The sequence below is a fragment of the Zobellia barbeyronii genome (genome assembly GCF_018603515.1).
GTDB classification, from domain to species: Bacteria; Bacteroidota; Bacteroidia; order Flavobacteriales; family Flavobacteriaceae; genus Zobellia; species Zobellia barbeyronii.
Genome location: NZ_JACATN010000004.1, coordinates 818,204 through 825,743 on the forward strand (window position 1 = coordinate 818,204; position 7,540 = coordinate 825,743).

Below are 7,540 nucleotides of genomic sequence, written 5' to 3' on the forward strand. Positions count from 1 at the left end.
TAGCCGATTGATGTAATGTCGAAAAAATTCTTCTTAAACATATCCGTTCTTATAGGCTTAGCCTTTTTTTTGGGGTCATGTGGCGTTTCAAAATCATTGAAAGACCTGCCCAATATAAGCCAGTACGAAGCGAATGTGGTGGAGCGGCAACAACTTACAGATTCTACATTCCTACTAGGAAATAACTTCTTGACCAAAAATCAACAGGGTCTTTACGAGCTCTATGTTTCTGGAAACCCATATGAATTGGGGCTTAAAACGGGCAGTCTAACGCAAGAACTTTTTCAAGAACAAGAACGCGTCTTTATTGAAAAAATAGATGAGTTAGTTCCTAAAAAAGGAAAACAAAAACTGCTCAGAAAATTCTTGGCTTGGTTCAACCGGAAAATGTACAAAAATGTAGATGAGCAATACAAAGCGGAGATTTACGGCATTTCTCAATACGCCTCCAAAGATTATAACCGTATTGCCGCTCCTTATCCTCGTGTCATGTATTTTCACGGAGCGCACGATATTGGTCATGCCCTACAAGATTTAGCTTTGGTAGGTTGTTCTTCTTTTGCCGCTTGGGGAGACCACACGGCAGACGGCAAACTGATTATTGGCCGTAATTTTGATTTCTATGCAGGCGATGATTTCGCTAAGAATAAGATTATTGCATTTGTAGCTCCGGATGAGGGTTATAAATTTATGTCCGTTACCTGGGGAGGTATGGTTGGCGTAGTCTCCGGTATGAACGACCAAGGATTGACCGTAACGATTAATGCAGGAAAATCTAAATTTCCCTTAGTAGCCAAGACGCCTATATCATTGGTCACCAGAGAGATTTTACAATACGCTTCTACTATTGAGGAAGCAATAGCCATTGCCAAAAAACGGGAAGTCTTTGTTTCAGAATCTATTTTCGTGGGAAGTGCCAAGGATAAAAAAGCAGCCCTGATTGAGGTTTCTCCGCATAATTTTGGTGTTTATGAAGTGGAAAACGGCAACCAGCTGGTTTGTTCCAATCACTTTCAGAGTGCGGCCTATGCCAATGATAAAAAGAACCAAAAACATATTTTAGAGAGCCACTCTGAATATCGTTACGAACGTATGGAAGAGCTTCTGGATGAAGAACCAAAAGTAACCCCACAGACCGCAGTAGACATCCTAAGAAACAGAAACGGACTTGAGGACAAACGTATTGGTTACGGAAACGAAAAGGCGCTGAACCAGATGCTAGCGCACCACGGTATTGTCTTTCAACCAGAAGACCTTATGGTTTGGGTATCAAGTAACCCATATCAATTGGGTGAGTTTGTTGCTTACGACCTAAATGAGGTTTTCAAGAATGCAGACGAAAATCAAAAGGCTAGATCTATTTCCATCGCAAATAAAAATATAGGACCGGACCCTTTTCTACGTACTTTGGCGTACCGCCATTATGAGCGTTATAGAGCGTTAAACAGTCAGATAACAGCTGCACTTGCTGCCGAAGAAAAAATTGAACCATCTGTCTTATCAGAATTTATAGCGGTAAATCCCGATTTTTGGGAAGTCCATTTTCTTGTGGGACAGTATTACTACGAAAACGGACTTTATAAGGAAGCTTTAAACGCTTTTGAAACCGCCAAGACTAAAGAAGTGACCACAGTACCAGATTTAGAGGCCATCAACACGTATATTAAAAAACTAAAAAGGAAGCTCAAATAATGATTCCAGAAATAGAAAAAGCATCCATACAAGAAATAAAGGCCTTTCAAGCAGAGAAGCTTAAAGAGGTTATTGAATACGTTACTAGCAATTCGCCCTACTACAGGCGTCTTTTTAGGCAGTACAAAATACTTCCTTCGGATATCAATTCTCTTGAAGACTTGGTTAGAATACCGGTAACAACCAAAGAGCAACTGCAGAACAACAATGATGCTTTTCTATGTGTACCGAAGTCAAAAATCATTGATTTTGTCACTACATCAGGAACTCTTGGTGACCCTGTAATTCTTGGTCAGACCGATAAAGATTTAGACCGATTAGCGCATAACGAAGCTATTTCCTTAACCTGTTCTGGGGTTACCGAAAATGACATTTTACAAATGACCACCACCATGGACCGCCGTTTTATGGCCGGTCTTGCTTATTTTATGGGTGTTAGAAAATTGGGTGCCGGTATTATTCGCGTAGGAGCAGGTATTCCTGAACTGCAATGGGATACGATTACCAAGTTCAAACCCAGCTACCTGATTGTTGTGCCGTCCTTTTTATTAAAACTGATTCAATATGCGGAAACGCATGGGATAGACGTAAATGCTTCTGGTGTAAAAGGCGCTATTTGTATTGGAGAATCTTTGCGGAACCAAGATTTTTCATTGAACGTTCTTGCCCAAAAAATAAAAGAAAAATGGAATATTGAATTATATTCTACCTACGCCTCTACTGAAATGAGTACGGCTTTTGCCGAATGTTCAGAACAACAAGGAGGACACCATCATCCGGAGCTTATTATTGCCGAGATTTTGGATGAGGATAATCAGCCTGTTGCCGATGGTCAGGAAGGAGAACTTACCATTACCACACTTGGCGTGGAAGCCATGCCCCTATTGCGTTTCAAAACCGGAGATATTGTTGTAGCCCATACTTCGCCTTGTGCCTGTGGTAGAAATACCATGCGTTTAGGGCCTGTAGTTGGTCGAAAAAAGCAAATGATTAAATACAAAGGCACCACCCTCTACCCTCCTGCAATGGATAACCTTCTGAACGATTTTGAGGAAGTGGAAGGCTATGTATTCGAGATATATCATAATGAGATTGGTACAGATGAAATCCTTATAAAAATTGCTTCATCTTCAGCGGACCCTAAATTAATGCAGGCCATTAAAGACCATTTTAGGTCCAAGTTGCGAGTTTCTCCCAACATCCAAATTTGTCCCAACGAAGAGATTCAAAAATTGCGGATGTCTAAACTGGGAAGGAAACCTATTAGTGTAATTGATAAGAGGCAGTAGCACCTGGCTTCGTCTGCGCTCAGCCATACGGTGCTACTCAAATAATAATGGTTTGTTTTAGACTGCGCTCAGACATACGGTGCTACTCACATAATAACGGTATGTTTTAGACTGCTCTCAGACAAGCACAACACGCAAAACTAACGTCAATTGCAGTACGCAAAGCCAAAAACATAGCTTTTACGGAATGTCACCCCGAGCGCAGTCGAGGGCTTAGGGACACCCATCTGGCTTATACTTTGAATGTGTATAGTTCCTGCATTCAGAAAGGATTTGAAGCGTATTGAACTTACCGCTCATTAATGCTATTTTCTTAGCCCGAGACCATCCTTTTAATTGTTTCTCAAACTGAAGTGCCTGATATGCTTTAGAAAATTGCAAGTGATACATCAGGCTTACCGGGCGTCTTGTGCTGGTATAGGCATTTTCATAAAATCCGGATTTATGCTCCGCTAACCTTCGGTTTACGTCATTGGTAAAACCTACATAGAAACTCTTATCGGCACATTCTAAGATGTAAACATAGTATGGTCCCATAGTGGTTTTCTTAAGTGCATGTAAAATGCTGGCTTCGACTGCGCTCAGCCAAACATTTTACAGAAGACCCATAGCCAGCATTTTACTTTCCGATTAGGTACAGCCCCATTTGAATTTTCCAGTAGGGCATTTTTTCTTCAAAGTGTTCAAAGAATACTTTTAGACCTTCGGGATTTTCAAGTTCGGAATGCGCTTTTTTGATGCTTGCCGTTTCTTCTTTTGAAATAAATTGACTCAAATCTACATCGGCACCTTCGGCATGAGCTTTTTGTAAGTGATTGTAAACACTGCCTACTTGTATGCCACGCTGCATCGCAATATCTTCAACTGAAAAACCATCGTTTAACAATTGAAATGAAAGCTGATGGCTAGGGTTCTTTTTTGACTTCTTTACCGGTGGTTTATGTTGATTGATTTCCTTCAAGAATATAGCCGCATATTTTTCCAACTTCGCCTGACCTACTCCGGAAATTTCCATAAACTCCGTTTCATTCTTAGGAAGCCTTTGTTCCATATCCTTTAAACTGGCATCACTAAAAACCACATAAGCAGGCACATTTTGCTCTGCCGCAACTTGCTGCCGCAGTACACGTAATTTCTCAAAAAGACCCGTTGCCGCCGCTTTTGTCTTGCGTTCTTTTTTGTCTTTAGCTTTTTCCTTTTTCTCTAAAATAGCCAACTGAATTTCCTTGCCCTCATAAAGTACTTGTTTGGCCAAGGGTGTAAGTGAAAGACGACCACCTTCCCTAAAATTAATGGATAACACTCCTTGGTTCAACAGTTGAATAATATACTGCTGCAAATCCTGCCAAGACAGATCCTTAACCGCTCCATAAGTTTTTACATGCTGATACCCTTTTTCATGAACTTGGGCATTCTGAGCGCCACGCAGTACATCTACCAACATACCCATAGCTTCCTTTTCTTTTAAACGCGCCACACCGGAACAGATTTTCTGGGTGAGTACGGTAGCATCAAAATATTTGGGAGGACGGTTACAAATATCGCAATTGCCACAATTCTCGGTCATGTGTTCCCCAAAATAGTTGAGCAAAGCAATCCGGCGGCAACTTAAAGCTTCGGCAAATTGCTGCATACGATCTAACTTGGCGTATTCCACATCTGCATTTTCGCTGTTCGCTATAAACCTTCGAAGCTGAGCAACATCAGCAAAACTATAAAAAAGCAAAGCCTGTGCAGGCAGGCTATCACGACCACCACGACCAATTTCTTGGTAATAACCTTCTACATTTTTAGGTAGGTTATAATGGATCACCCAGCGTACGTTACTCTTATCGATTCCCATACCAAAGGCAATTGTCGCCACAATAATGGGTACACGATCGGTAATAAAATCTTCTTGCACCTTACTACGGTCTTCAGCGGGAAGACCAGCATGGTAGGCTTTCGCTTTAAAACCCGAAGCCACAAGTTTATCCGCTATCTTCTGTGTACTTTTTCGGCTTAGGCAATAGATGATTCCGCTTTCGTTGGGTCGCTCTGCTAGGAATTCTAGAATCTGTGTGATGCGGTCTTGTGCCGGACGTACTTCCAACGAAATATTAGGACGATTAAAAGAAGCCAAATGCCGCAATGCATGCGGAATGCGCAACTGATCTAAAATATCGTCCTGAGTGGTTTTATCTGCCGTAGCCGTCAATGCAATTATAGGCACCTGCGGATATTGCCGTTTTAAACTTCCTAACTGCGTATATGCCGGCCTAAAATCATGCCCCCAAGAAGAGATACAATGGGCCTCATCTATAGCAAAAAGGCTGATGTTTATTTCAGATATAAGATGTTGTAGCAACGCCAAACTCTCTGGCGCCACATAAAGCAACTTCAATTCGCCTTTATACAATTTGGTCTCTACCTCTTGCTTTTTTGACGGTTCTAGCGAGCTATTAAAATAAGCTGCAGAAATACCATTGGCCGTCAAAGCATCTACCTGGTCTTTCATTAGGGCGATCAACGGGGAAATAACAATAGCCGTACCCTCCATAGCCAATGCCGGAAGCTGAAAGCAAAGCGATTTTCCACCACCCGTTGGCATAATAGCCAAGACGTCTTTTTTAGCGAGTACATCGCTAATGACGTTCCATTGATTGGGCCGAAATGAATCGTAACCAAAATTTGTTTTTAAAAGAGGAAGAAGTTCTTGTTCTGTTGTAAGCGTCATGTAATACGTATAGAGATTCTTGTCCGGAAGGACCAGTTTAACAAACAAAGCGAAGCCAAAACACGGTATTGAGCTATCTTGGTATCGCTTGGTTTGCAAAGAACGGCATATTCTATTTACCCAACATTAAAAGTTCGTTACAACGTACTTCTGTTATGTATCGTTTTTCACCCTCTTTGGTCTCATACGAGCGGTGGGTAAGTTTTCCCTCTACCGCTACCTGCTTTCCTTTGGTTAAATAATTTTCTACGATTTCTGCGGTCTTTCCCCAAGCCACCACATTATGCCATTGGGTATCATCTACACGCTCTCCTTGTGCATTTTTATAGCTCTCTGTTGTAGCTATGGAAAACTTGGCGAGTTTATTACCATTGTCCATGTTTACAATTTCTGGGTCTTGACCTAAATTACCGATCAGCTGTACTTTGTTTTTTAAGGCGTTCATTCTATTAGTTTTACGTTAAACAGTTTATACTATTGAACCACAATGATTCAACACTGCAAACATAGAACGAGCACCAAAATGTATTCGGTTACAAAACAATTGTTTTCGTTTGTAAACGTTTGAAAACGAATAAATAAACTAAATAAGCCTCTTAAAGTACTGTAAGCCTGTATAGTTTGAAGGATTTAATTAAATTAGGTCTAAAATAGAAGTAAAGCAACTAGTTGCTTTATACAATTGTTAGCTGTAATTAAAAAAAGAAAGAAACTGAAGAAAATTAATTAAACATTTTACTAAAGAAACTTTAAATTGTTAGACGGAGATAAAACTTTTTCAGGAGTATTAAAACTAAGATAATGAATAGAGAAGACATCTATAAAGCTATTAAAAATAGAGTAGAGTTAGAAGGTTTTAAAATTTCTAAAATTGACTCTGATAGTATTAAAATTGATTTAATTAGTGAAGAATTCCAGGTGTATTCTTCTATAAGATGGCAATTTCATAAATTTATTACCCCTCAAGGTATTGATTTTCGTAATGTTCTTTTTGAAGAATATTTTAATCAAATTTTAAATAAAGAATTATTGAAATTTAATTATGATTATTCTGTTGGTTTTGTATTCAAAACTTTTATAAAAGATTTTGATAGTTCAGCCATAGAAATAAACTCTGAAATTGAACTAGAAAATTATATCAATAAAATTGTAACCAATTTATTATTTCATAAAAAAGAAATTTTCCCAAAACTGTTAGATATTAATTTTTTGGCTGAATATATTGGTGCTGTGTCTTTTGAAAGAAAAGCAGAAAGGTCTGTTGGAGGAAAATTCCCTGTTCATTTATTCAAAAAAATAGCAATTTTGAAATTAGGAGGTCAAAATGAAAGATATCTGGAATATAAGGAGGGTACATTAGATTTGATTAAAAGCTATGCTATTAGAAAGCCTGAAAAATATTTACCTTCATTTAGAGAGGGATTTGATAAATTAATTCTCCATTTAGAAAATGAAGAAAACCCTTTTGATAATCTAACTCTTACTTAGTTAATAAGGAGTCTTGTAATAAAATTTATCTTATCCAAAAAACTACAGCCAACAATGGCTAAATTTAATACGGGTTTTGGTGCTTAATCCAAAGTTTAGTGTATTTCTATAAAGTCCACCAAATCTTTTGGATTTGGCAATTAAAATAATAAGATAATTACAAAACAAAAAGCTCTGGCTCGCAGACCAGACGGCAACGAAAAGTTTCCTTGCCTGCCCTACTTGCCATAGGTACTGTGTTAAAAAACAAGTTTTTTCTTTAAAATTTCAGGAAACAAGTTGAGTCATCAATTTGTTATCCCGCGCAGCAAGGGCTTCATGCTTTTGCTGCTTTTTAATTTCAAAATTTGCATCG

6 protein-coding genes are annotated in these 7,540 nt (G+C 38.9%); 3 read left to right on the forward strand and 3 right to left on the reverse strand.

The window, feature by feature from the left end; genetic code table 11:
* The first annotated feature begins 15 nt into the window (after positions 1-15).
* Both HW347_RS16090 and HW347_RS16095 read left to right on the forward strand, forming a co-directional pair.
* Positions 16-1,692 carry a C45 family peptidase gene (locus HW347_RS16090; protein ID WP_214612758.1) on the forward strand — a complete coding sequence of 559 codons (1,677 nt, stop codon included), beginning with the start codon at positions 16-18 and terminating at the stop codon, positions 1,690-1,692.
* A complete protein-coding gene (locus HW347_RS16095) occupies positions 1,692-2,981 on the forward strand; it encodes a phenylacetate--CoA ligase family protein (RefSeq protein WP_214612759.1) in 1,290 nt (429 codons plus the stop codon). The genes HW347_RS16090 and HW347_RS16095 overlap by 1 nt, the downstream gene beginning before the upstream one ends.
* A gap of 213 nt (positions 2,982-3,194) precedes the next feature.
* Here HW347_RS16095 and HW347_RS16100 read toward each other — a convergent pair whose 3' ends face one another.
* The 3 genes from HW347_RS16100 to HW347_RS16110 all read right to left on the reverse strand — a co-directional run bounded on the left by HW347_RS16100 (position 3,195) and on the right by HW347_RS16110 (position 6,142).
* Positions 3,195-3,518 carry a GIY-YIG nuclease family protein gene (locus tag HW347_RS16100; protein ID WP_214612760.1) on the reverse strand — a complete coding sequence of 108 codons (324 nt, stop codon included), beginning with the start codon at positions 3,516-3,518 and terminating at the stop codon, positions 3,195-3,197.
* Positions 3,519-3,600: 82 nt separating this feature from the next.
* Complete coding sequence (recQ, locus tag HW347_RS16105) at positions 3,601-5,697, reverse strand: DNA helicase RecQ (RefSeq protein ID WP_214612761.1); 2,097 nt, start codon at positions 5,695-5,697, stop codon at positions 3,601-3,603.
* A gap of 112 nt (positions 5,698-5,809) precedes the next feature.
* Positions 5,810-6,142, reverse strand: a complete 333-nt coding sequence (locus tag HW347_RS16110; protein WP_038237398.1) for a single-stranded DNA-binding protein — start codon at positions 6,140-6,142, stop codon at positions 5,810-5,812.
* A 356-nt stretch (positions 6,143-6,498) separates the two neighbouring features.
* On the opposite strand from HW347_RS16110, the gene HW347_RS16115 reads away from it, so the two are divergent.
* Positions 6,499-7,185, forward strand: coding sequence for a hypothetical protein (locus HW347_RS16115; RefSeq protein ID WP_214612762.1), 687 nt, complete (start codon positions 6,499-6,501; stop codon positions 7,183-7,185).
* Positions 7,186-7,540 lie beyond the last annotated feature (355 nt).

What these genes read in the sequence shown, in the direction of transcription:
- HW347_RS16090 (WP_214612758.1), top strand. Translation starts at nt 16, where the DNA reads ATGTCGAAAAAATTCTTCTTAAACATATCCGTTCTTATAGGCTTAGCC.
- HW347_RS16095 (WP_214612759.1), top strand. Translation starts at nt 1,692, where the DNA reads ATGATTCCAGAAATAGAAAAAGCATCCATACAAGAAATAAAGGCCTTT.
- HW347_RS16100 (WP_214612760.1), bottom strand. Translation starts at nt 3,518, where the DNA reads ATGGGACCATACTATGTTTACATCTTAGAATGTGCCGATAAGAGTTTC.
- recQ (WP_214612761.1), bottom strand. Translation starts at nt 5,697, where the DNA reads ATGACGCTTACAACAGAACAAGAACTTCTTCCTCTTTTAAAAACAAAT.
- HW347_RS16110 (WP_038237398.1), bottom strand. Translation starts at nt 6,142, where the DNA reads ATGAACGCCTTAAAAAACAAAGTACAGCTGATCGGTAATTTAGGTCAA.
- HW347_RS16115 (WP_214612762.1), top strand. Translation starts at nt 6,499, where the DNA reads ATGAATAGAGAAGACATCTATAAAGCTATTAAAAATAGAGTAGAGTTA.